We start from the raw sequence: 20,498 nt of genomic DNA on the forward strand, positions 1-20,498 counted from the left end.
CCCGGTTCAGACACATCAACGGTCAAAATCCCAATAAATAAAAAATCCGAAATCCCAACTCCCAATTCCGAAATCAAAATCCTATCTTTGCCCATGCAAGAAAAAATCCTCATTCTTGACTTTGGCTCGCAATTCACCCAGCTTATAGCGCGCCGTGTCAGGGAGCTCAATATTTATTGTGAGATCCACCCCTTCAATCATTATCCCGAAATTGACAGCAGCGTAAAAGGTATCATCCTTTCCGGCAGTCCTTATTCTGTAAGGCAGGAAGATGCGCCTCATTTTGATTTTGCGCAGTTCCATACTACGCGCCCTATTTTAGGGGTTTGCTATGGTGCACAATATGTTGCGCATTTTCATGGCGGCGAAGTATTACCATCAAGTACCCGCGAGTACGGCAGGGCTAATTTGGAATACATCAACCAGGAAAACCCGTTGTTTAAGGATATCCCGGGCGGTTCGCAGGTTTGGATGTCGCATGGGGACACTATCGCGAGCATCGGCGAAAATTTTGAGGTTATTGCCAGTACAGATAGCGTAAGGGTTGCCGCCTACCAGGTAACAGGTACGCAAACTTACGGTATCCAGTTTCACCCCGAGGTTACCCACAGTATTGACGGCAAGCAATTGCTGCAAAACTTTTTGGTTGACATTTGTGGTTGCAAACAGGATTGGACTCCAGATTCGTTCATCGAGACTACCATTGCTGCCCTTCGCGAAAAATTAGGCGATGATAAAGTGGTGCTTGGTCTTTCAGGCGGTGTGGATTCGTCGGTTGCTGCGGTGTTATTACACCACGCCATCGGTAAAAACCTGCACTGTATATTTGTTGATAACGGCTTATTGCGTAAAGATGAGTTTGAGCAGGTGCTTGAATCATACAAACACATGGGCCTTAATATAAAAGGCATCGACGCTAAACAACGCTTTTATGATGCGCTGGCTGGCTTAACCGATCCCGAAAAGAAACGTAAGGCCATCGGTCGTGTGTTCATTGAAGTATTTGATGATGCCGCGCACGAGGTTCAGGATGTGAAATGGCTTGGCCAGGGTACTATTTACCCGGACGTGATCGAATCGGTTTCGGTTAAAGGCCCTTCGGCTACTATCAAATCGCACCATAACGTAGGCGGATTGCCTGATTTTATGAAGCTTAAAGTTGTTGAGCCGTTGAATACTTTATTTAAAGATGAAGTAAGGAAAGTAGGTAAAGCTTTAGGTATCGATCCTAATATTTTAGGCCGCCATCCTTTCCCTGGTCCGGGTTTAGCTATCAGGATCCTGGGTGATATCACCCCCGAAAAAGTTGCCATTTTGCAGGAAGCCGATGCGATTTATATAAACAATTTACGCAGTGCCGGGGTTTACGATAAAGTTTGGCAGGCAGGCGCGATATTTTTACCGGTACAATCGGTAGGAGTAATGGGCGATGAGCGTACTTACGAAAACGTGATCTGCTTACGCGCTGTTGAATCGGTTGACGGGATGACCGCCGACTGGTGTCATTTGCCATACGATTTGCTGGCTAAAATCAGCAACGAGATCATCAATAACGTAAAAGGAATTAACCGGGTAGTATATGATATCAGCTCAAAACCGCCTGCCACTATTGAGTGGGAATAAGCGGTTACTATTTTTTACCATAGCATTGTTACTGGCCGCATGTTCACCAAAGGTGCGGCCGGTAGCAACTACCGTAAAAAAGCCGGTTGATAACGTTACCAAAAAGCCCGAAAGCACACCTGTAAAACAACCGGAGAAAGCTCCTGAGCCTAAGGTTGCTACTATCTCCATGATTTTGCCATTTGGTTTGGAACACTTAAACCCTGCACAGCGCTACAGCCCGGCAGGTTTAAGTAAGGCCAATATGTCTGTTGAGTATTATCAGGGTTTTAAACTTGCTCTCGATTCGCTCACCGCGGATGGAAGTAATTTTAAGCTTCAATTGTTTGACTCGCAGGATGAAACGACGCAAACGCGTACGCTTGCACTAAATCCGGCTGTTCGTTCGGCAGATTTAATTGTGGGACCTGTATTTCCCGAGGGGGTAAGAGCTTTTAATGCCGCGCTATCATATTCAAAGGGCGTTATTGTGTCACCGCTTTCACCTGCTAATCCGGCTACTATAAACAAGCCTAATTTGGTAACGGTTATCCCACCGTTAGAGTACCATGCCTGGGGTGCTGCCGAATACATTAGCAAAACGGTTAAGCCTAAAAAAATCTTTATTCTTCGCTCGGGCTTTAGCCAGGAAAAAGACTATGCTGTTAACTTCAAAAAAGCTATTGATAGCCTCACTAAAAAGAAGGTTAAAATAATAAGCCTGTTTGTTGTACGGGGAAATTTGAGCAGTTTGTTACCACAGCTCTCCAAAACCGAGGAAAATGTTTTTGTGGTGCCCGCTACCGATCAGGCTTTCCTTGGTGTTACCTTACGATCGCTGGATACATTGAACAAACATTACCCGGTAATACTGTTCGGGCATCCAAGCTGGGAGAAGTTCAGCTTCCTGAAACCGCAACTTTTGGAGCGTTTGCATACGCATATCACCTCTTCCGAAAAAATAAACTACAAATCGGGCGCGACAGTTACATTTTTACGCAACTATCGCAAGGCTTACCACGTTGAACCGACCGAATACGCCATAAAGGGTTTTGATGAAGGTTTGTATTTCGGTAAGTTGCTTTTTGCTGATAAAGGCCTGGCCGATATTGAGCAAACTGATTTTAAGGGACTGCACAACAGTTTCCATTTTATAAAGAAACCTGCATTGGGGTGGGTAAATACCCATGTAAATATATTAACATACACTAACTTTGAGTTAAAACAGGTAGAATGAAGGCTATAAATCAGCTTAAAACGTTTCAGCGAATTTTGGGTGAATACCCGGCCGATACGCCACTAAGTAAATTTTTACCAGGCTTTTATCGTCAAAACAAACAAATGGGCTCTACGGATAGGAGAGTGGCCAGCAGGTTGGTGTACAACTACTTCAGGTTAGGCCGGGCACTGCCCGATTTGCCCGAAGATGAGCGCCTGATGGTTGCCGAGTTTCTGTGTAATACCCAACTCAATTCCTTCCTGCAAAACTTTAAGCCCGATTGGGCTGCCTGTGTTGGTTTTAGTGATGACGATAAAATTGCCATCGTAAAAACCACTCATCCTGATTTTAAACTCGAAGATGTTTTCCCCTGGAGTAACGAACTTTCGGAGGGGATCGATAAACAAGCCTTCCTGAAATCATTTTTCTGCCAGCCCGATCTGTTTATCCGCGTGCGCAATGGTTACGACCATTTGGTTAAAGCCGAATTAACCAAAGCGCAGGTGGTATTTAAAGATGAAGGCAACGGCTGCTATTCCCTGCCTAATGGCACCCGTTTGGAAACCATATTTGCCAAACAACATTGGTTTGAGGTGCAGGATTATTCCTCACAACAAACCGGCAACTATTTTAAACCACAGCGCTGGGATAGCTGGTGGGATGCCTGCGCGGCATCGGGCGGTAAATCGCTTTTACTGCATGAAGATGAGCCGAATATTAAACTGGTAGTATCCGATATCCGTGAGTCGATATTAGCCAATTTGGATGAACGTTTTCAATTGGCAGGCCTCACCAAGTATCAAAAAAAAGCCCTTGATCTTACTCAGAATATAGACTCTCTAATGCATGATTACGCTTTCGATGGCATTATCCTCGATGCGCCATGCAGCGGTTCAGGCACCTGGGGGCGTACGCCCGAAATGATAGCCCAGTTTGATGCGCATAAGATTGAGTTTTTTCAAAAGCTACAGAAAAGTATCGCTCAAAACGTGGTGAAATACCTTAAGCCGGGTAAGCCGCTTATTTACATCACCTGTTCGGCTTTTAAGGGGGAGAATGAAGATGTGGTGGATTATTTGGTGAGTGAATTAGGGTTGAAATTGGAAGAGAAAGCTGTGTTGAAAGGGTACGAGCGGAAAGCGGATACGATGTTTGTGGCGAGGTTGAGCCCTCCGGTTGTTTAAAAACACCCCCCCCGCCGCCGCCCGGCTCCAGCCGGGTGGCAACTATTTCACGGCCTCTGGCCGACGATATGCTAAATCTCCGATTTCTGGTTGAAGTTTGGCGATAGCGTAACTTCGACCTAAACTGTGTTAAGCTTTCAGCTTAACTTTAGTGCGTTCTATTTGAGTTTTTTAAATTCGGATGGATATTTAATGTCGTGCATCGGAAGCAGAATGCTTCCGACATTTTAGGTCGAAGTTACGCTATCGCTAAACTTCGACCAGTATTGCCTCTGGCCGCCGATATGAAGATTAAACCGGTTTGTTAATCGCGGCTGCAACAATACCGCCCGCTATTAGTCCAATGGGTAAAATGGTTTGGCCGGGTGCAACAAACATACATATAACAGCTAAAGCAACTCCTATGCCTATCTTAGCCAATGCTAAATTGAAAAATGGTTTTCGCTCCGCGTTAACGTCATGTACTTTTTGAACTGTTAAATTAATCAGTATCTTCTTTATCAACTCCGTAGGAACGTCCTGTTTTTCTAATCGGGCATATATTACTTCATTATCATGCCCCGCATTTTTTAATCTTGAAGCTTCCAGGTAAGCTTTTCTTTTTACTTCTTCTTCCATCGGTTTAGGTATTTTATCAAGGTTGATTAGAATTTACAAATGCGTATTACTCCTGAACAACTTAATAGCAATCGCCAGCAAAATAATCCCAAAAGCTTTCCGCAATACACTCAACCCAATCGGCCCCAAAAGCTTCTCAAGCCATTTCACATTTTTAAGCACCAGGTAAACAACAAGTGTATTCAACACAATCCCTACAAGGATATTTTGCGTTTGATATTGCGATTTAAGCGATAGCAAGGTAGTCATAGTACCTGCCCCGGCAATCAGCGGAAAGGCGAGGGGCACAATAGAAGCAGCCTGCGGCAACTCCTCCTTAAAAAAATCAACGCCTAACACCATTTCCATCGCGATGATAAATATCACCAACGAACCGGCTATCGCAAATGATGAAATATCCAGCCCGATAACCGCCAGCAGTTCATCCCCCACAAATAAAAACGTGACCATCAGCACCAATACGGCTATACTGGCCTTTTCTGATTCGATATGGCCTACGCGTTGCCTTAACTGGATAATTACCGGTATAGCGCCCAAAATATCGATAATGGCAAAAAGGATCATCGTTACCGAAAGGATCTCCTTAAAAACAAATGGGTGCGGCATGGCTTTAGGGATTTTTTATTCTTTACGCTTTAACCGGAAGCTTAAAACAAACGCGGCCAAAATATAGCATGAAGATAAGAAGAAAATTGCATGTACCGATAGCAAAGCTGCAAAGCCCGCGGTAATAGGACCAAGCGCTTGGCCAATGGAAGCGTACGACTGGTTGATGCCCAATATCTTGCCCTGTTCTTTATGGTCGATATGATCGGCAATAATTGCATTAAGCATTGGGTTGCGCAATCCGTTAAACAGGCCGTAAATGTAAATGCCGGTTACAAAAGGAATGAAATGGCTGGTTAAACCAGCTACAAACATATCCACCAGGCAAAGAAAAGTAGACAACAACAGGATCATTGATTTTGATGAAAGCCATTTGGTAAACAACGGTACGCAAAGCTGCATGATAATACCGGTTACCCCAAAGCCGGCATACAGGATTCCTATCTGCGTAGGATTGATCTTCAATATATCAACGCTAAAAGTTTGAAAGCCAATAATCATGGTAAACTGCCCCATGGTTAATAGAAAGCCCGTAAAAACCGCTGTGCCTATGGCTGGTCTTTTCAGTGTAGTGATCAGCGAGGCAAAGGTGAACCTCGATTTTTCTGATGCCTTTTTAGATTTATCCGGCGGGTTGGTTTCCTTTAAAAAAAAGAGGCTGCAAAGCGTACCGATCAACGAGATGCCGGCCGCAAAGTAAAAAGGTACCTGCATACCATACTGGTTTAAAAAGCCGCCAACGGCGGGCCCTATCACAAAGCCGAACCCAAATGCCGAACTCAAGATCCCGAAACGTTTGGCCCGGTTATCTGGCCCGGCATTGTCTGATATCATGGCCTGCGCTACCGATACGTTGCCGCCGGTAAGCCCATCCAAAATCCGGGCTGCAAAAAGCATGATCATGCTGCGGGCCTCGGCAAAAAGGATGAAGGAGATACACGTACCCGCCAAACTGATCACCAGTAAAGGCTTCCTGCCCCATTTATCAGATAGCGAACCTAAAACCGGGGTGGCAAAAAATTGCGCAATAGAGAAGGATGCCGTAAGCACACCCAGTGTTTCGCCCGTGACGCCGAAGGTTTTACCGTACGAGTAAAGTACAGGCACAATAATGCCAAATCCCAGCGAGTTGATTACGCATACAAATACTAATACCCACAGGTTTTTATCGCCTTTCATCAAATGGTTTTATTGGTTAGCCCGGTGAAAAACTGAATGTAACAAAAAAGGTTCTGAATGCTCAGAACCTTTTTTGTTTATCATAACATTGTTATATACTATTCAACAAATTTAGGGTTGATAGGATCGGCAGCACCTTCAACTTTGCCGTGGCGCACGTGCGAGCGTTTAATGCTATAGCGGAAGTAAATGATAAAGCCAATCAGTAACCAAACAATAAGCCTTGCCCAGTTCTCCCAACCTTCGCTGGCAATCATACATAAACAAATAATTGCACCAAGCGGGCAAACAATCATGTATGCAGGGGTTTTGAACGGACGCTCGATGTTTGGATCTGTTCTTCTTAAAATAAAGATACCAATACATACCAATACGAAAGCGAACAGGGTACCTATACTCACCATATCACCTACATATTTATCAGGAATAAAACCGGCGAACAATGATACAAACACAAAGAATAACCATTGTGATTTGTAAGGCGTACGGAATTTAGGGTGAAGTTTTGAAAACACTTTAGGAATCAAACCATCGGTGCTCATGGTATAAAACACACGGGTTTGGCCCATCAGCATCACCAGGATCACCGAAGAAAAGCCTGCTAATATCGATACGGTAACAAACGATGCTAACCAGCCATAACCAGGCATAGCGGTTTTAATAGCGTAGCTTACAGAAGCTTCTTTACCTTGAATAAGGAAATCTTTGTATGATACCAAACCGGTTAACACGTGTGAGAAAAGGATATAAAGCGCGGTACAAAATACCAGGGAGATCAGGATACCTTTTGGCATATCCCTTTGCGGGTTTTTAGCTTCCTGTGCAGCTGTTGAAACAGCATCAAAGCCGATAAACGCGAAGAATACCACACTGGCACCGCGTAATACGCCAAGCCATCCGTGGTTAAAGGTATCAGAATAATCAACCGTGCCCGCGCTTACCTTAATAACACCTGCATCGGCAGGGATAGTATATGGAGTGTGGAATGCCGGATTAATGAAGTGCCAGCCTAAACCGATGATCATTAATACGATAGCTACTTTTACAACAACGATAATGTTATTTACAATTGCCGATTCGGCAGTACCGCGGATCAATAACAGTGTTAACAGGAATAATATCAAAATAGCAGGGAGGTTAACAATACCCCTGGTACCTACTTCGCCGGCATACATGCCTACGGTAGTATTTGAAACCTCCATAAACGAGTGCGACCATGCGTAAGGTACGTGCACGTTAAAGAAGGTTGTTAAAAACTCATTGAAATACTGCGACCAGCCAATGGCCACGGTTGCGGCACCAAGCGCGTATTCAAGCACCAGATCCCAACCGATGATCCAGGCAACAAACTCGCCCATGGTAGCATAAGAGTAGGTGTAAGCCGATCCGGCGATAGGGATCATACTGGCAAACTCCGCGTAGCATAAACCTGCCAGCGCGCAACCTGCGGCCGCGATAAGGAAAGAGATGGTAACGGCTGGTCCTGCATGTTCGCCGGCTGCAGCGGCAGTACGCACAAAAATACCCGCGCCAATAATAGCGCCAATGCCCAGTGCGATAAGCGAACCAACGCCCAAAGTACGCTTAAGCGACTTTTCAGTTTCTGCCGAAGCAGCCATGAGTTGCGCAAGCGGTTTTTTGATAAATAACTTCATTTTAAATTAGTAAGATCAGTCAAAAATTAAAAATTTACATTTCCCCAAACGTACTTAAATTTATTGAAAACATAAAGAGCCGAATGAAACAACAGTTAAGTATTAATTATCAAAATATTAAACTGTTAAAGTAGATTAGATAGGTAGAGATTGTCTGAATCAGAATTTTCAGGATTTGAGAATTGACAGGATTGGAAAGTTTAACTGTCTGTCTATCTGCCGCGGGTTTAGCGCAGCGTAACCCGTGGTATAAAATAGCTTAAGTTTCCAACTTAAGTCCCCTTTAAATATTGTCTGAATCAGAATTTACAGAATTTTAGGATTCTCACAATAAACTTTCTGACATTCTGTTAATTCTCAAATTCTGTAAATTCTGATTCAGACAACAAAAAAGCCGCCTTTCGGCAGCTTTTTCCAATATATTAAAGAGAAATATTAAACTTTCCCATCTGCTTTAACAACCACATGCGTAGCCGCCGGCTGTTTATCAAAACCTTTTAAATTACTTGCAGTTACTTTACCCGAGTGATTTAAATGCGGCGCGATAACCAACGAAACTATCGACATCAATTTAATCAAAATATTCATCGATGGGCCTGAGGTATCTTTAAACGGATCGCCTACGGTATCACCGGTAACTGATGCCTTATGTGGTTCAGATTTTTTGTAAAAAATCTCGCCGTTGATGTCACAACCTTTTTCGAACGATTTTTTGGCATTATCCCAGGCACCACCGGCATTGCTTTGGAAAATACCCATCAACACGCCCGATACGGTAACACCGGCCAGCAAACCGCCCAATACCTCGGGGCCAAAGGCAAAACCGATAATAATAGGGGTGATCAGCGCGATGAGGCCCGGAGCAACCATTTCGCGGATAGAGGCCTTGGTAGAAATAGCCACGCATTTTTCGTACTCAGGTTTACCCTCGTAGGTCATGATCCCCGGAATTTCGCGGAATTGGCGACGAACCTCCTCAACCATCGCCATAGCGGCACGCCCCACAGCCGAGATGCATAAAGCCGAGAAAATGAATGGGATCATCCCGCCTACAAACAGGCCCGACAAAACATCGGCCTTATAAATATCAATATGCTCAATACCCGCAACGCCCACAAAAGCGGCAAATAGCGCCAGTGAAGTCAATGCTGCCGAAGCGATAGCAAAGCCCTTACCGGTTGCCGCGGTGGTATTACCAACAGCATCCAAATTATCTGTACGGTGACGAACTTCTTCGGGCAGGCGGCTCATTTCGGCAATACCACCGGCATTATCGGCAATTGGGCCGAAAGCGTCGATAGCTAATTGCATTGCGGTGGTAGCCATCATGCCCGCGGCTGCGATAGCTACGCCATACAGGCCTGCAAAATAGTATGAACCGTAAATGCCCGATGCCAAAACAAGGATAGGTAATACGGTTGATTCCATACCCACTGATAAACCGCCGATAATATTGGTAGCATGCCCGGTTGATGATTGCCTGATAATGCTTAATACCGGGCGTTTACCCATTGCCGTGTAATACTCGGTAATGATAGACATTAATGTACCTACCACAAGGCCTACTACTATCGAACCAAAAACACCGTTTTTGGTAAATGGCACTATACCTGTTTTCATAACGCCGTTAACTTCATCACGCACCATGTGAAATTCGCCCGAAGGCAACATCCATTGTACTACAAAATAAGTAGCTATGGCAGTTAATATAATTGATGCCCAGTTGCCTATATTCAGCGCGTTTTGCACACTGTCGGTTTCTGATTTGATTTTTACCATTGCCGCACCTGCAATTGAAAATATCAATCCAAGGCCGGCAATAACCATCGGTAACAATACCGGTGCAATACCTCCAAAATTATCATGCGATACAATTTCGCGGCCCAGCACCATCGTAGCCAGCATCGTAGCCACGTACGATCCGAAAAGGTCGGCCCCCATACCGGCAACGTCGCCCACGTTATCGCCTACGTTATCGGCAATTGTAGCCGGGTTACGCACGTCGTCTTCAGGAATGCCGGCTTCAACCTTACCTACAAGGTCGGCACCCACGTCGGCTGCCTTGGTGTAAATACCACCGCCAACACGGGCAAACAGCGCTATCGATTCGGCACCTAATGAAAAACCGGCCAAAACATCAAGCGCTTTTGCCATAGCTTCGCCGTTAACACTGCTACCGGTAACGTTTACGACGTATATGGTATAAAAAACAATAAATAACGATCCCAGACCAATAATAGCCAAACCTGCAACACCCAGGCCCATTACTGTGCCTCCTGTAAATGATACTTTTAATGCCTGTGCCAAACTGGTACGTGCCGCTTGCGTGGTACGTACGTTTGCTTTAGTTGCAATGCGCATACCCAGGTATCCGGCAAAGGCCGATAAAAACGCGCCTATCAAAAAAGATACGGCTATTACCCAGCTTGAAGTGGCAACTGTAGTGCCCGACCAAGCCAGCAGTAAGCCGGCAACTGCAACAAAGCCTCCGAGTATTTTCCACTCGGCACGTAAAAAAGCCATGGCACCATCGGCAATGTAGCCTGCCAGTGTAACCATATCGCCGTCGCCGGCATTTTGTTTAGTAACCCACGCGGCTTTACCGGCCATAACCAGTATACCGATCAGCCCCATCACCGGAATTAAATAGATTAAGTAAGTGTTCAAAAAATCCATAGTCACAAATTTGGTTTAGTAAGTAGTACCGTGCTCAGCACTTTGTTTAAATAATAATTGGTTGTTGCAAAATAGTAATTTTATTTATTTACCAAGCTTACTGTCAATATTAAAGTTTTTTGAATAGTTTAGGGATTTAAACCCTAAAATAATATATGGCGAAAAACTCATCGCAACCCAAAATGAAACACGAGCTGAGCCTGCTGGATGGTACCATGCTGGTTTCAGGCTCCATGATTGGTTCAGGTATTTTTATTGTAAGTGCCGATATTACACGTTATGTAGGTTCGGCGGGCTGGCTCATTGCCATCTGGCTCATCACCGGCGTCATGACACTTACCGCGGCCTTAAGCTACGGCGAACTGAGCGGTATGTTCCCAAAAGCGGGCGGCCAGTATGTTTACCTTAAAGAGGCCTATAATAAACTAACGGCGTTTTTATACGGTTGGAGTTTTTTCGCGGTGATACAAACAGGCACTATAGCGGCTGTAGGTGTGGCATTTAGCAAGTTTGCTGCTTACATATTTAAGCCGCTAAGCGAAGAGAATATTCTTTTTCAATTTGGATCTTTAAAAATAAGCGCTGCGCAGATAGTATCAATTATATTGATTATTTGCCTTACCTATGTTAATACACGAGGTGTAAAAGGTGGTAAAGCTATCCAAACGGTTTTTACGCTAACCAAGCTTATCAGCCTGTTCAGCTTAATCATTTTCGGTTTGTTTGCTTTTAAAGCTGATATATGGAATGCTAACTGGACTAATGCCTGGGATTTGCATAATCTGGCCAAAGATGGCACTATTACCCAACTAACTACAGGTACCGCCTTAGGCGCGATAGCCGCCGCTATGGTAGGCTCTATTTTCAGCAGCGATGCATGGAACAGCGTAACCTTTGTAGCCGGCGAAATGAAGAATCCCAAACGTGATGTGGCCCTGAGCATGATGTGGGGAACAATCATTGTAACTTTTATTTACGTAATGGCCAACGTGGTTTATACCGGTGTGCTATCCTTACATGATATTGTTAACGCCGATAAGGACAGGGTAGCTGTGGCCGCTTCGCACGTAATTTTTGGCAACGCCGGTACTTACGTTATAGCAGTGATGATCATGATCTCAACATTTGGCTGTAATAACGGTTTAATCCTTTCGGGCGCGCGTGTTTATTACACTATGGCAAAAGACGGCTTGTTTTTTAAACAAACTGGTACCTTGAATAAATTCGGTGTACCGCAGTTTGGCTTGTGGATTCAATGTGTGGTAGCCTCGCTGCTTTGTTTAAGCGGCCGCTATGGAGATTTGCTGGATATGATCTCGTTTGTAGTTGTGGTATTTTACGTACTCACCATATTAGGTATATTTATTTTGAGGGCCAAAAAACCTGAAGCCGAAAGGCCTTATAAAGCCATTGCTTATCCGTTTTTACCAGCTTTGTACATTATTATGGGCATAGCGTTTTGTATCCTGTTGCTTGTTTATAAGCAAAATTATACGCTTATCGGGCTTGGTATTGTATTGATAGGCGTACCGATATATTATATTTCGCAACGGAACGTTAAACAACAGGATGAGGCGCTTACTGGTAATTAGTTTTTTATTTTTTGGAGGATCGGTTGCGGCGCAAACGCTTCAGCAAAAATTATCTGCTGCTTTTAGCCGTTTACAGGCCGATAGCCAATGCAGCTACGCCTCGGTTTCACTAACCGTGCTTGATGCCAAAACCGGCGAACAGGTATTTGCCGGCAACCCCAATATGGGCCTGGCTTCGGCATCAACCTTAAAAACAATAACCAGTATTACGGCTTTCAATATCCTTGGGCCCGATTTTCAGTATCAAACCGAGTTAGGATATTCGGGAGAAATAGGTGCCGATGGAACCCTTAACGGCGACATCATCATTAAAGGCGCCGGCGACCCAACCCTGGGCAGCTGGCGCTATGAACAAACCAAAGAAAACCGCGTATTGGCCACCATGGCCGATGCCCTGCAAAAAGCCGGCATCAAAAATGTAACCGGCCGGGTTATTGGCGACGACAGTCTTTTCGGTACGCAATCTATCCCCGAAGGCTGGATCTGGCAGGATATCGGCAACTATTACGGCGCAGGCACATCGGGCCTTTGCTGGCGCGAAAACCAGTTTGATATCAAGCTGCGTACCGGCGTGGTTGGCAACCCGGTAGGTATTTTGCGTACAGTGCCTGCAATGCCCTATTTGACTTTTAAAAGTGAACTTACCAACGGTGCGGCTGGCAGCGGTGATAATGCCTATGCCTTTTTGCCGGTTGGCAGTAAGGTGATGTACTTAAGAGGTACCTACGCCGTTGATCAGGACAAGAAAAGTATTTCGGCTGCCATACCTGATGCTGCTTACGAGGCCGCTTTGCGGTTAAATGATACGCTCCGGAGTTTGGGGATTATGATAGGTAACGAGCCGGAATCTGCAGCCACTTTAAGTGCTAAAAATCTGCCTGTGCCTGTTATCGCAAAAAATCTGACAACCATTTCATCGCCGGCTTTAAGTAAAATAGTTTACTGGCTTAACCAGAAAAGCATTAACCTGTATGCCGAGCAACTGCTTAAAACTCTCGCCTGGAAACATGGCAAAAAGCCTACCACCAGTAACGGCGTAGATGTGGTACAGGAGTTTTGGCAGGCCCGCGGTATTGATGCTAAAAGTATCAATATTTATGATGGCAGCGGCCTTTCGCCCGGCGATAGGGTAACCACGCTTACGCTGGCCCGCATCCTGCAATCGGCCAAAAAGGAGAGCTGGTTTGCCGATCTGTATGCAAGTTTGCCGGTTTATAATGGTATGAAAATGAAAAGCGGCAGTATTAACAGCGTGCTTTGCTATGCCGGTTATCAAACCAAAAACGGCCGGGAGCTTTGTTTCTCAATTATGGTGAATAACTACAGTGGATCGGGTAGGGGGATAAAGGAGAAAATGTTTCGTGTACTGGATGAGTTGAAGTAATAACATTTATGATCGGGCGTTTTTGTTTTATCGAAAAGCCTGATCATGAAAATCTTAACCTTAACACCCCGCCAACGTATTATTTATACTCCAGGACTTATCAGCTTGTTGTTGCTGCCCGTATTTTGTATGGTATTTCTGCATCAGCATAAAGCTTTTCAAAAGCTAAAGGCAATGGATGTGGTATTTTTTAGCCCGGATTGGAATAAGCGCTTACCAAAGGCATACCAGTTCAAGTTTCCGCCCGAAAGAAGCTATGTGAATGTTAATTTAACGGGTAATACCAATAGCGATCAATCTTTACTTGAATTTGCCCGGATACAGATAAGAACTATCCTTAAAACAAAAAACAAATCTGTTGGTGTACAGATCCATTTTGGCAAAAAAGCCCAATATTGGGCTTTTGTTAAGGCGCTTGATATCTGCTATGCCGAAGATGTACAATCATACGCTCCTTACCAGGATGATATTTATGTTGTTTATTCTGGCCGATAAATACCAAATTTGCCCCTATGACCAGATTGAGTTTTGATTTCCCGGAAAGCCTCCATCAAATTATTGATCACGAACAGACTTCGGTAGCTGCTTTTATAACAGAGGTGCTAAATACACCTGATAACAAAGGGAAGCCTAATTTAAAAAATCTCGCGTTCAATCTTCGTTTTAACCATGCAGGCGAAGGAGGATCACCCGAGATTGTTGATTTAGAAGTAACAGGTACTGATTACGATGCTGAAACACAAAAAGGACAGGTTACCATCAATTACAGAGTTGAGCGTCATTACACCTGTTCGGATGTTAAAAGTCAACAAAAGCACACCGAAATTTGCCCTTTCGAAATTAATACTTCTGAACAGATATTAGTATTGCAGATTCCCGAAGATGAAAGCCGGGATACGGTTTTTGAACTTTGAGTTTGAATAAATCACCCTATATTTTGTAGGTTTATTATCAAATTAAAACCTGTTTATGAAAAAGTTTAACGCTGTAGTAATCGTCGCGTTTATTGCTGTTTGCTTATTTGCCTGCAAAAGCAAATCCAATGCCGCCGATGATGTACAAACCATCAAATTCAAATTCACCGAACTTGGCCGCGAAACCCAGTTCAGGATTACCTGCGATAAGTTTGACTACTACTTCCCCGAAGGGAAAGAAAAAAGCTTTGATAAAAAGCCAGGCATTGACAGTGTAATGCAATTGTTAACCGGCCTTAAGATGGTGAATGACGGCACTGAACCCGATGTAAGGGGCAAAATCTATATAACCCATACAAACAAAGCTGTAGACACTGTTTGCGTTGGGGTTAAAGCTTTAAATTACAACGGAACCACTTACGAAACACCGCAGGGCTTGCTGGCGTTGATACAGAAGTAGCTAACCTTTACAATCCTGAGTGAAAGCAGCAGCCTCTTATGTGGTATTCGCTCTCTTGTCATGCTTCGTTCCTCAGCATGACAAGTGGGCGAATCTCATCCAGCCTTTAGAGGCTGTTGCCTTTACTCACTCAAGGATGACAAGAAAAACTCACTTACGCGTAAGTAACGCTCAAAGTAATTGGCACGCTCAGTGCTTTTGAAATGATACAGCCGGCTTTAGCGCCTTCGGCAATTTGTTTAAACTGCTCTTCAGATACGCCGTCAATCAGTGAACCTTTCAACTCTAAATGGATGCCGGTTACTTCCAAAGCCTGCATGTCCAGATCAAGGATGGCATCTGTAGTTAAATCGTTTGGTGTAAAACCTGCCTGGGTTAAAGCAGCGCCAACAGCCATAGTAAAGCAGCCTGCGTGTGCAGCAGCTAATAACTCCTCAGGGTTGGTACCGATGCCATCGGCAAAACGGGTTTTAAATGAATACTGGGTTTTGTTCAATACGGTGCTCTGGGTAGTAATTTCACCCTGGCCTGCCTGTAGTGTACCGTTCCAATGTGCGTTTGCTGTACGTTTCATAGTTTGTGGTTTTTGTATTATGGTTATTTAGTCCATAGACCATAGTTGATGGCCCATAGTTTTGTTTGCTTAATTTAGTATACACATCCATGGACTATTCACCATGGACCATAATCCCTTCAATTAACTCCACTTCGCCCGCTCATATTGAACCGGCCATTTCACATCGTCGCCAAGTTCGTGCGCGGCGCGGAGCGCGAAATGCGGGTCGCGCAGCATTTCACGGGCAAAAAATACCAGGTCGGCCTGTTCGTTTTTTATAATATCGTTTGCCTGCTGGGCTTTGGTAATAAGGCCAACAGCTCCGGTAAGTATACTACTTTCTTTTTTAATTTTCGCTGCAAATTCAACCTGATAACCCGGTGTTAATGGTATTTTAACATTAGGGATATTGCCGCCGGTTGAGCAGTCAATCAGGTCAACGCCTTGCTCTTTTAAAATATTGGCTAAGGCAACCGAGTCATCAGTTGTCCAGCCGCCATCAACCCATTCAGTAGCCGAGATGCGTACAAAAAGCAGGTTTTCTGCCGGCCAAACTTGTTTAACTTCGTCGATTATCTCTAATAATAAACGAATACGGTTTTCAAAACTGCCGCCATATTCATCCGTACGTTTATTGCTGAAAGGAGAAAGGAACTGGTTAATGAGGTAACCATGTGCACCATGCAGCTCAATTACCTGGAAACCGGCGGCAATAGCCCTTACAGCAGCAGCTTTAAAATCTGCTTTTACTTTCTCAATTCCTGCTTTATCCAATGCCAGGGGAGCTTCCTCTGTATCGATAAAAGGTATGTCGCTTGACGAAACGCTTTTCCATCCGTTTGGCCCGGTTGAAGGAATTTGCTTGCCGCCAACCCATGGTTGCTCATGGCTTGCTTTACGGCCGGCATGCGCCAGTTGGGTACCCGGAACAGCTCCCTGTGCTTTAATAAAATCGGTGATCTGTTTTAGTTTTTCGATGTGTTCATCTTTGTATAAACCAAGGTCGGCAAAAGTGATCCGTCCTTCGGGCGATACTGCAGTAGCCTCGGTGATGATAAGTCCGGCGCCGCCGGTGGCAAAACTGCCAAGGTGTACCAGGTGCCAGTCGTTGGCAAAGCCGTCAACGCTCGAGTATTCGCACATGGGCGATACCACGATTCGGTTTTTAAATTGAATGTTTTTTATCTGGAGAGGAGAAAACAGTGTAGACATGTGTATTTGTTTTTTACAAATATGCTTAACAACAAGCAGTGCGCGCGTAGGTTTTTTGTAAAATAAACATAAGGGTGATAAAAGTGACCGTTGATAGGTTTTGATTACGTTGATTTCGCTGATTTTTTGTTTGGGATTACACCGATTGATTTTTGATTACACCGATTTTGATTGTTGATTTTTTGTTTGGGATTACACCGATTGATTTTTGATTGTACCGATTTTGATTGTTGATTTTTTGTTTGGGATTACACCGATTATGGAATGATTGCACCGATTCCACAGATTTTTTAATTAAGGAGGATGTGATTGTTCTGATTGCTTTGAAATTCTTATCAGTTCGTTACATTTACCACTATGTCTGCTATTACAACACGGCTGGCAACTTTTGATGATATTGAGGAGTTGCAGCAATTGATTGGTCTTTCGGTTCGTGGCTTAAGTATTGCTTATAATACTCCTCAGCAAATTGAAAGTGCCATTAAATATATTTTTGGTGTAGATACGCAATTGGTTATTGACGGTACCTATTATGTTGCCCTGTTGGATGGTATTACGGTTGGCTGTGGGGGATGGAGCAAACGCAACACCCTCTACGGCGGTGATCAGCATAAGGAGGTTGAAGATCCGCTGCTTGATCCAACAATGGATGCCGCCCGCATCAGGGCATTTTTTGTGCATCCGGATTATGCCCGCCGCGGAATAGGGAGCCACATTATGAAAGTTTGCGAGGCTGCTGCGCAAAGTGCCGGTTTTAGAAGTTTACAACTGGGTGCAACGCTCCCGGGTGTGCCGTTGTACGAAGCTATGGGATATGCGGCACTGGAAAATATAGAACAGGCCATGCCTGATGGCCAGGTATTGCCCATTGTTAAAATGCACAAAGCCTTATAGTAAAAGCTTATATTTACTTGTTGCAGGTTAGCAAGTTCCGGGTTTTATTGGCCTGGTGGCCTCCATACATTTGTAGTGTAAATAATAATTAACGTTATGAGCACACAGGAAATAATAAATTATGAGCGCATTGCCGAGGCAATAAAATACATTCAGCTTAACTTTAAAAATCAGCCCGATCTGGACGAGGTGGCCGAGAAAGTTAATCTCAGTCCCTTCCATTTTCAGCGGTTGTTTACAGATTGGGCCGGTATCAGTCCTAAAAAATTTTTACAGTACCTGAGCCTTGACTATGCTAAGGGCATCCTGAAAGAAAAGCAATCAACCCTGTTTGATACTGCTTTCGAAACCGGGCTTTCGGGTACAGGCCGTCTGCATGATCTTTTCATCAATATTGAAGGGATGACACCGGCCGAATTTAAAAACGGAGGCAAAGCCCTCGAAATTAACTACAGCTTTGCCGAAAGTCCTTTTGGTAATATCATCGTGGCCTCAACTGCCAAAGGTATCTGTCACCTTGCTTTTGCCGATGACAGGGAAGCGGCGTTTGACGACCTGCTACTCCAGTTTCCGAATGCCACTTACCGGCAAATGGTTGATATGGCCCAGCAAAACGCGTTGTTTGTGTTTAAGAAAGATTGGTCGGAGTTGCCATCTATCAAGTTGCATCTAAAGGGTACCGGTTTTCAGCTCAAGGTATGGGAGGCTTTGTTAAAAATACCGATGGGAGGTTTAAATACCTATTCGGATATTTCGCAAACCATCCAAATGCCAACGGCCAGCCGCGCTGTAGGCAGCGCAATAGGGGCAAACCCGGTGGCTTTCCTAATTCCATGTCACAGGGTAATCAGATCGACAGGCGAGTTTGGGCAATACCATTGGGGAGCCACCCGAAAAACGGCTATGATAGGCTGGGAGGCCGCAAAAGTTCAGGAACCTTTTACCATGCAATAATTATATGGAAGTTAAGCAAAGAATTGACGAACTGGACTGGCCGCAAATAGCAGCCGGTTTAGATAATAAAGGTTATGCACAGGTAAAAGGTGTTTTAACAAGCGATGAATGCGAAGAGCTAAAAGCCGGTTATGCAAATGAACAACGCTATCGCAAAACGGTAGTAATGGAAAGACATAACTACGGCAAAGGGGAGTACAAATATTTTGCATATCCGTTGCCGGCGCTGATACAGCAATTACGGGAAAGTGTTTATCCGCATCTTGCCCCGGTAGCCAATAACTGGATGCTGCAGCTTAATAAAGAACATGCTTTTCCTGGTAGTTTGGATAACTTGATAGCACTTTGCCACCAGCAAGGACAGGTAAAGCCAACCGCCCTCATCCTGAAATATGAGCAGGGCGGTTACAATGCCATGCACCAGGACCTTTACGGCGAAGTGTTTTTCCCCATGCAACTGGTTTTTATTTTGGATGAGCCGGGTAAGGATTATGAAGGCGGTGAATTTGTACTAACCGAACAGAAACCAAGAGAGCAATCGCGGGCTATTGTATTGAAACCTGGTAAAGGCGATATGCTGATATTTACCACAAGTTTCCGCCCGGCAAAAGGATTAAGGGGCTATCACCGGGTAAATATGAAACATGGTGTGAGTGAACTTACCGAAGGGAAGCGCCACAGTATGGGCATTATATTTCATGATGCCAAATGATAAGGCATCTTGATTTAGGAACCTCCGGATTTGAACGAAGCAGGAAACTTAAACAATTGATAGATGCAGGCGAAGTACGCTTTGGCGGTTTTGTTAAATTGAAAATATACGGGCTTTTAAAATGCCCGGCCGGTAAACGTATGAAAGTGGAGAACCGGGTTTTCTTTGCCTCGGAAGACGAAGCTTTGCGGGCAGGATACCGGCCTTGCGGGAGGTGCATGAAGGAGGATTATTTGAAGTGGAAAACATCGTTGAAATGATTTTCAAGCAGGCAAACATGTATAGGTTCAGGAAAAGCTTTGCCTTCCGGTGCTGTTGCGCGAAATATACTTTTAACTACCGGGTAATTAACTCCTTTGTTCTTCGTTATTTACTAAATCAAACCTGCAAATATGCATAAGCCATTGGTGCTGATACTTTTTATGTTGATAACCGCGACCATTTCAAAGGCCCAAAGCGCTGATGAGGTATACGACAGATATCTGGATTTTAATTTAGCACGGTTACAAGGCGAAGAAGATAAAGCAACAGACCTGGCTGAGCAATTGATGAAGGATACGCTGAAGCTGGCACCTAAAGTACGTGTCAACTTCTATAACTCGGCGGCTAAGCTTTACGAGGATGGCAGCCAGAGCGTAAAAGCCATCGAACTTTATGAACGGGTGGTGGCCGCACAGCCGCAATATTACGTGGCCCATAGGGCTTTAGGTTATCTCTACCTTAAAAATATCCCGGATGCGGATAAGCCATTGGATAAGCCTTCAACAAACCAGGATTATATCAAAACAGTAAAAAAATCGCTCCCTCAACTGGAAAAGGCCCAGGCCTGCGATGCCGATGAAAATACGCTTACCCTGATTAAAACACTATATAAAAATATAGGTGACAGCGCCGCGCTTGCTTCATTGGATAACAGGTTGAAAACCTTACAGAAAGGTTGTATCGATATTTTGAGTGATTAATGAAGTAATGTTAAAATGCCATCACGAGTGACAGCGAACTGCTGTTTGTCCACGTGTTTTAAATGGATGAAAATTGTCATTTCGATAGAGCAGGGATGGGTGAGAGCGTGGGGGCGAAA

20 protein-coding genes are annotated in these 20,498 nt (G+C 44.4%); 13 read left to right on the forward strand and 7 right to left on the reverse strand.

Features of this window, described 5'->3' with window-relative positions; genetic code table 11:
- Positions 1-93: 93 nt before the first annotated feature.
- From guaA to HYN43_RS01460, 3 genes are read left to right on the forward strand one after another with little or no spacing between them, the layout of a single operon-like run.
- On the forward strand, positions 94-1,623 hold the full coding sequence (gene guaA / locus HYN43_RS01450) for a glutamine-hydrolyzing GMP synthase (RefSeq protein WP_119407758.1): 1,530 nt from the start codon (positions 94-96) through the stop codon (positions 1,621-1,623).
- Complete coding sequence (locus HYN43_RS01455) at positions 1,580-2,839, forward strand: ABC transporter substrate-binding protein (RefSeq protein WP_119407759.1); 1,260 nt, start codon at positions 1,580-1,582, stop codon at positions 2,837-2,839. Before guaA ends, HYN43_RS01455 begins: the two co-directional genes overlap by 44 nt.
- On the forward strand, positions 2,836-4,005 hold the full coding sequence (locus HYN43_RS01460) for an RsmB/NOP family class I SAM-dependent RNA methyltransferase (RefSeq protein WP_119407760.1): 1,170 nt from the start codon (positions 2,836-2,838) through the stop codon (positions 4,003-4,005). Before HYN43_RS01455 ends, HYN43_RS01460 begins: the two co-directional genes overlap by 4 nt.
- Positions 4,006-4,296: 291 nt before the next feature.
- Here HYN43_RS01460 and HYN43_RS01465 read toward each other — a convergent pair whose 3' ends face one another.
- The 5 genes from HYN43_RS01465 to HYN43_RS01485 all read right to left on the reverse strand — a co-directional run bounded on the left by HYN43_RS01465 (position 4,297) and on the right by HYN43_RS01485 (position 10,739).
- Positions 4,297-4,623, reverse strand: coding sequence for a hypothetical protein (locus tag HYN43_RS01465; protein WP_119407761.1), 327 nt, complete (start codon positions 4,621-4,623; stop codon positions 4,297-4,299).
- A gap of 33 nt (positions 4,624-4,656) precedes the next feature.
- Entirely contained in the window at positions 4,657-5,229 is a 573-nt protein-coding gene (locus tag HYN43_RS01470) for a MarC family protein (RefSeq protein ID WP_119407762.1), read from the reverse strand.
- Positions 5,230-5,244: 15 nt separating this feature from the next.
- Entirely contained in the window at positions 5,245-6,408 is a 1,164-nt protein-coding gene (locus tag HYN43_RS01475) for an MFS transporter (RefSeq protein ID WP_119407763.1), read from the reverse strand.
- Between the two features lie 98 nt (positions 6,409-6,506).
- Positions 6,507-8,063, reverse strand: a complete 1,557-nt coding sequence (locus HYN43_RS01480) for an amino acid permease (protein WP_119407764.1) — start codon at positions 8,061-8,063, stop codon at positions 6,507-6,509.
- A gap of 435 nt (positions 8,064-8,498) precedes the next feature.
- Complete coding sequence (locus HYN43_RS01485) at positions 8,499-10,739, reverse strand: sodium-translocating pyrophosphatase (RefSeq protein ID WP_119407765.1); 2,241 nt, start codon at positions 10,737-10,739, stop codon at positions 8,499-8,501.
- Positions 10,740-10,894: 155 nt separating this feature from the next.
- On the opposite strand from HYN43_RS01485, the gene HYN43_RS01490 reads away from it, so the two are divergent.
- From HYN43_RS01490 to HYN43_RS01510, 5 genes are read left to right on the forward strand one after another with little or no spacing between them, the layout of a single operon-like run.
- Positions 10,895-12,331: an APC family permease gene (locus tag HYN43_RS01490; protein WP_119407766.1), complete on the forward strand. Its 1,437-nt coding sequence runs from the start codon at positions 10,895-10,897 to the stop codon at positions 12,329-12,331.
- Positions 12,309-13,715 carry a D-alanyl-D-alanine carboxypeptidase/D-alanyl-D-alanine endopeptidase gene (dacB, locus tag HYN43_RS01495; RefSeq protein ID WP_119407767.1) on the forward strand — a complete coding sequence of 469 codons (1,407 nt, stop codon included), beginning with the start codon at positions 12,309-12,311 and terminating at the stop codon, positions 13,713-13,715. The genes HYN43_RS01490 and dacB overlap by 23 nt, the downstream gene beginning before the upstream one ends.
- A 45-nt stretch (positions 13,716-13,760) precedes the next feature.
- Complete coding sequence (locus HYN43_RS01500; protein ID WP_119407768.1) at positions 13,761-14,210, forward strand: hypothetical protein; 450 nt, start codon at positions 13,761-13,763, stop codon at positions 14,208-14,210.
- A 17-nt stretch (positions 14,211-14,227) separates the two neighbouring features.
- Positions 14,228-14,629 carry a hypothetical protein gene (locus tag HYN43_RS01505; RefSeq protein ID WP_119407769.1) on the forward strand — a complete coding sequence of 134 codons (402 nt, stop codon included), beginning with the start codon at positions 14,228-14,230 and terminating at the stop codon, positions 14,627-14,629.
- A gap of 55 nt (positions 14,630-14,684) precedes the next feature.
- Positions 14,685-15,089: a hypothetical protein gene (locus HYN43_RS01510; protein WP_119407770.1), complete on the forward strand. Its 405-nt coding sequence runs from the start codon at positions 14,685-14,687 to the stop codon at positions 15,087-15,089.
- 154 nt (positions 15,090-15,243) lie between these two features.
- On the opposite strand, the gene HYN43_RS01515 is transcribed toward HYN43_RS01510, so the two are convergent.
- A complete protein-coding gene (locus HYN43_RS01515; RefSeq protein WP_119407771.1) occupies positions 15,244-15,663 on the reverse strand; it encodes an OsmC family protein in 420 nt (139 codons plus the stop codon).
- A 123-nt stretch (positions 15,664-15,786) separates the two neighbouring features.
- Complete coding sequence (locus tag HYN43_RS01520) at positions 15,787-16,857, reverse strand: NADH:flavin oxidoreductase/NADH oxidase (protein WP_119407772.1); 1,071 nt, start codon at positions 16,855-16,857, stop codon at positions 15,787-15,789.
- A gap of 357 nt (positions 16,858-17,214) precedes the next feature.
- On the opposite strand from HYN43_RS01520, the gene HYN43_RS01525 reads away from it, so the two are divergent.
- The 5 genes from HYN43_RS01525 (at position 17,215) to HYN43_RS01545 (ending at position 20,379) form a co-directional block, all read left to right on the forward strand.
- Positions 17,215-17,751, forward strand: coding sequence for a GNAT family N-acetyltransferase (locus HYN43_RS01525; protein WP_119407773.1), 537 nt, complete (start codon positions 17,215-17,217; stop codon positions 17,749-17,751).
- Positions 17,752-17,847: 96 nt separating this feature from the next.
- Positions 17,848-18,705 (forward strand): bifunctional helix-turn-helix domain-containing protein/methylated-DNA--[protein]-cysteine S-methyltransferase, encoded by an 858-nt coding sequence (locus HYN43_RS01530; RefSeq protein ID WP_119407774.1) that lies wholly within the window; start codon positions 17,848-17,850, stop codon positions 18,703-18,705.
- Positions 18,706-18,709: 4 nt separating this feature from the next.
- Positions 18,710-19,417, forward strand: coding sequence for a 2OG-Fe(II) oxygenase (locus HYN43_RS01535; protein WP_119407775.1), 708 nt, complete (start codon positions 18,710-18,712; stop codon positions 19,415-19,417).
- A complete protein-coding gene (locus tag HYN43_RS01540; RefSeq protein WP_119407776.1) occupies positions 19,414-19,677 on the forward strand; it encodes an Ada metal-binding domain-containing protein in 264 nt (87 codons plus the stop codon). The genes HYN43_RS01535 and HYN43_RS01540 overlap by 4 nt, the downstream gene beginning before the upstream one ends.
- A gap of 132 nt (positions 19,678-19,809) precedes the next feature.
- Positions 19,810-20,379 (forward strand): hypothetical protein, encoded by a 570-nt coding sequence (locus HYN43_RS01545; protein WP_119407777.1) that lies wholly within the window; start codon positions 19,810-19,812, stop codon positions 20,377-20,379.
- Positions 20,380-20,498: the final 119 nt, after the last annotated feature.

It is taken from the genome of Mucilaginibacter celer (genome assembly GCF_003576455.2).
Classification (GTDB): Bacteria; Bacteroidota; Bacteroidia; order Sphingobacteriales; family Sphingobacteriaceae; genus Mucilaginibacter; species Mucilaginibacter celer.

What these genes read in the sequence shown, in the direction of transcription:
- HYN43_RS01465 (WP_119407761.1), bottom strand. Translation starts at nt 4,623, where the DNA reads ATGGAAGAAGAAGTAAAAAGAAAAGCTTACCTGGAAGCTTCAAGATTA.
- guaA (WP_119407758.1), top strand. Translation starts at nt 94, where the DNA reads ATGCAAGAAAAAATCCTCATTCTTGACTTTGGCTCGCAATTCACCCAG.
- HYN43_RS01490 (WP_119407766.1), top strand. Translation starts at nt 10,895, where the DNA reads ATGGCGAAAAACTCATCGCAACCCAAAATGAAACACGAGCTGAGCCTG.
- HYN43_RS01510 (WP_119407770.1), top strand. Translation starts at nt 14,685, where the DNA reads ATGAAAAAGTTTAACGCTGTAGTAATCGTCGCGTTTATTGCTGTTTGC.
- HYN43_RS01530 (WP_119407774.1), top strand. Translation starts at nt 17,848, where the DNA reads ATGAGCACACAGGAAATAATAAATTATGAGCGCATTGCCGAGGCAATA.
- HYN43_RS01540 (WP_119407776.1), top strand. Translation starts at nt 19,414, where the DNA reads ATGATAAGGCATCTTGATTTAGGAACCTCCGGATTTGAACGAAGCAGG.
- HYN43_RS01480 (WP_119407764.1), bottom strand. Translation starts at nt 8,063, where the DNA reads ATGAAGTTATTTATCAAAAAACCGCTTGCGCAACTCATGGCTGCTTCG.
- HYN43_RS01470 (WP_119407762.1), bottom strand. Translation starts at nt 5,229, where the DNA reads ATGCCGCACCCATTTGTTTTTAAGGAGATCCTTTCGGTAACGATGATC.
- HYN43_RS01460 (WP_119407760.1), top strand. Translation starts at nt 2,836, where the DNA reads ATGAAGGCTATAAATCAGCTTAAAACGTTTCAGCGAATTTTGGGTGAA.
- HYN43_RS01525 (WP_119407773.1), top strand. Translation starts at nt 17,215, where the DNA reads ATGTCTGCTATTACAACACGGCTGGCAACTTTTGATGATATTGAGGAG.
- HYN43_RS01455 (WP_119407759.1), top strand. Translation starts at nt 1,580, where the DNA reads ATGATATCAGCTCAAAACCGCCTGCCACTATTGAGTGGGAATAAGCGG.
- HYN43_RS01500 (WP_119407768.1), top strand. Translation starts at nt 13,761, where the DNA reads ATGAAAATCTTAACCTTAACACCCCGCCAACGTATTATTTATACTCCA.
- HYN43_RS01485 (WP_119407765.1), bottom strand. Translation starts at nt 10,739, where the DNA reads ATGGATTTTTTGAACACTTACTTAATCTATTTAATTCCGGTGATGGGG.
- HYN43_RS01545 (WP_119407777.1), top strand. Translation starts at nt 19,810, where the DNA reads ATGCATAAGCCATTGGTGCTGATACTTTTTATGTTGATAACCGCGACC.
- dacB (WP_119407767.1), top strand. Translation starts at nt 12,309, where the DNA reads ATGAGGCGCTTACTGGTAATTAGTTTTTTATTTTTTGGAGGATCGGTT.
- HYN43_RS01535 (WP_119407775.1), top strand. Translation starts at nt 18,710, where the DNA reads ATGGAAGTTAAGCAAAGAATTGACGAACTGGACTGGCCGCAAATAGCA.
- HYN43_RS01515 (WP_119407771.1), bottom strand. Translation starts at nt 15,663, where the DNA reads ATGAAACGTACAGCAAACGCACATTGGAACGGTACACTACAGGCAGGC.
- HYN43_RS01520 (WP_119407772.1), bottom strand. Translation starts at nt 16,857, where the DNA reads ATGTCTACACTGTTTTCTCCTCTCCAGATAAAAAACATTCAATTTAAA.
- HYN43_RS01475 (WP_119407763.1), bottom strand. Translation starts at nt 6,408, where the DNA reads ATGAAAGGCGATAAAAACCTGTGGGTATTAGTATTTGTATGCGTAATC.
- HYN43_RS01505 (WP_119407769.1), top strand. Translation starts at nt 14,228, where the DNA reads ATGACCAGATTGAGTTTTGATTTCCCGGAAAGCCTCCATCAAATTATT.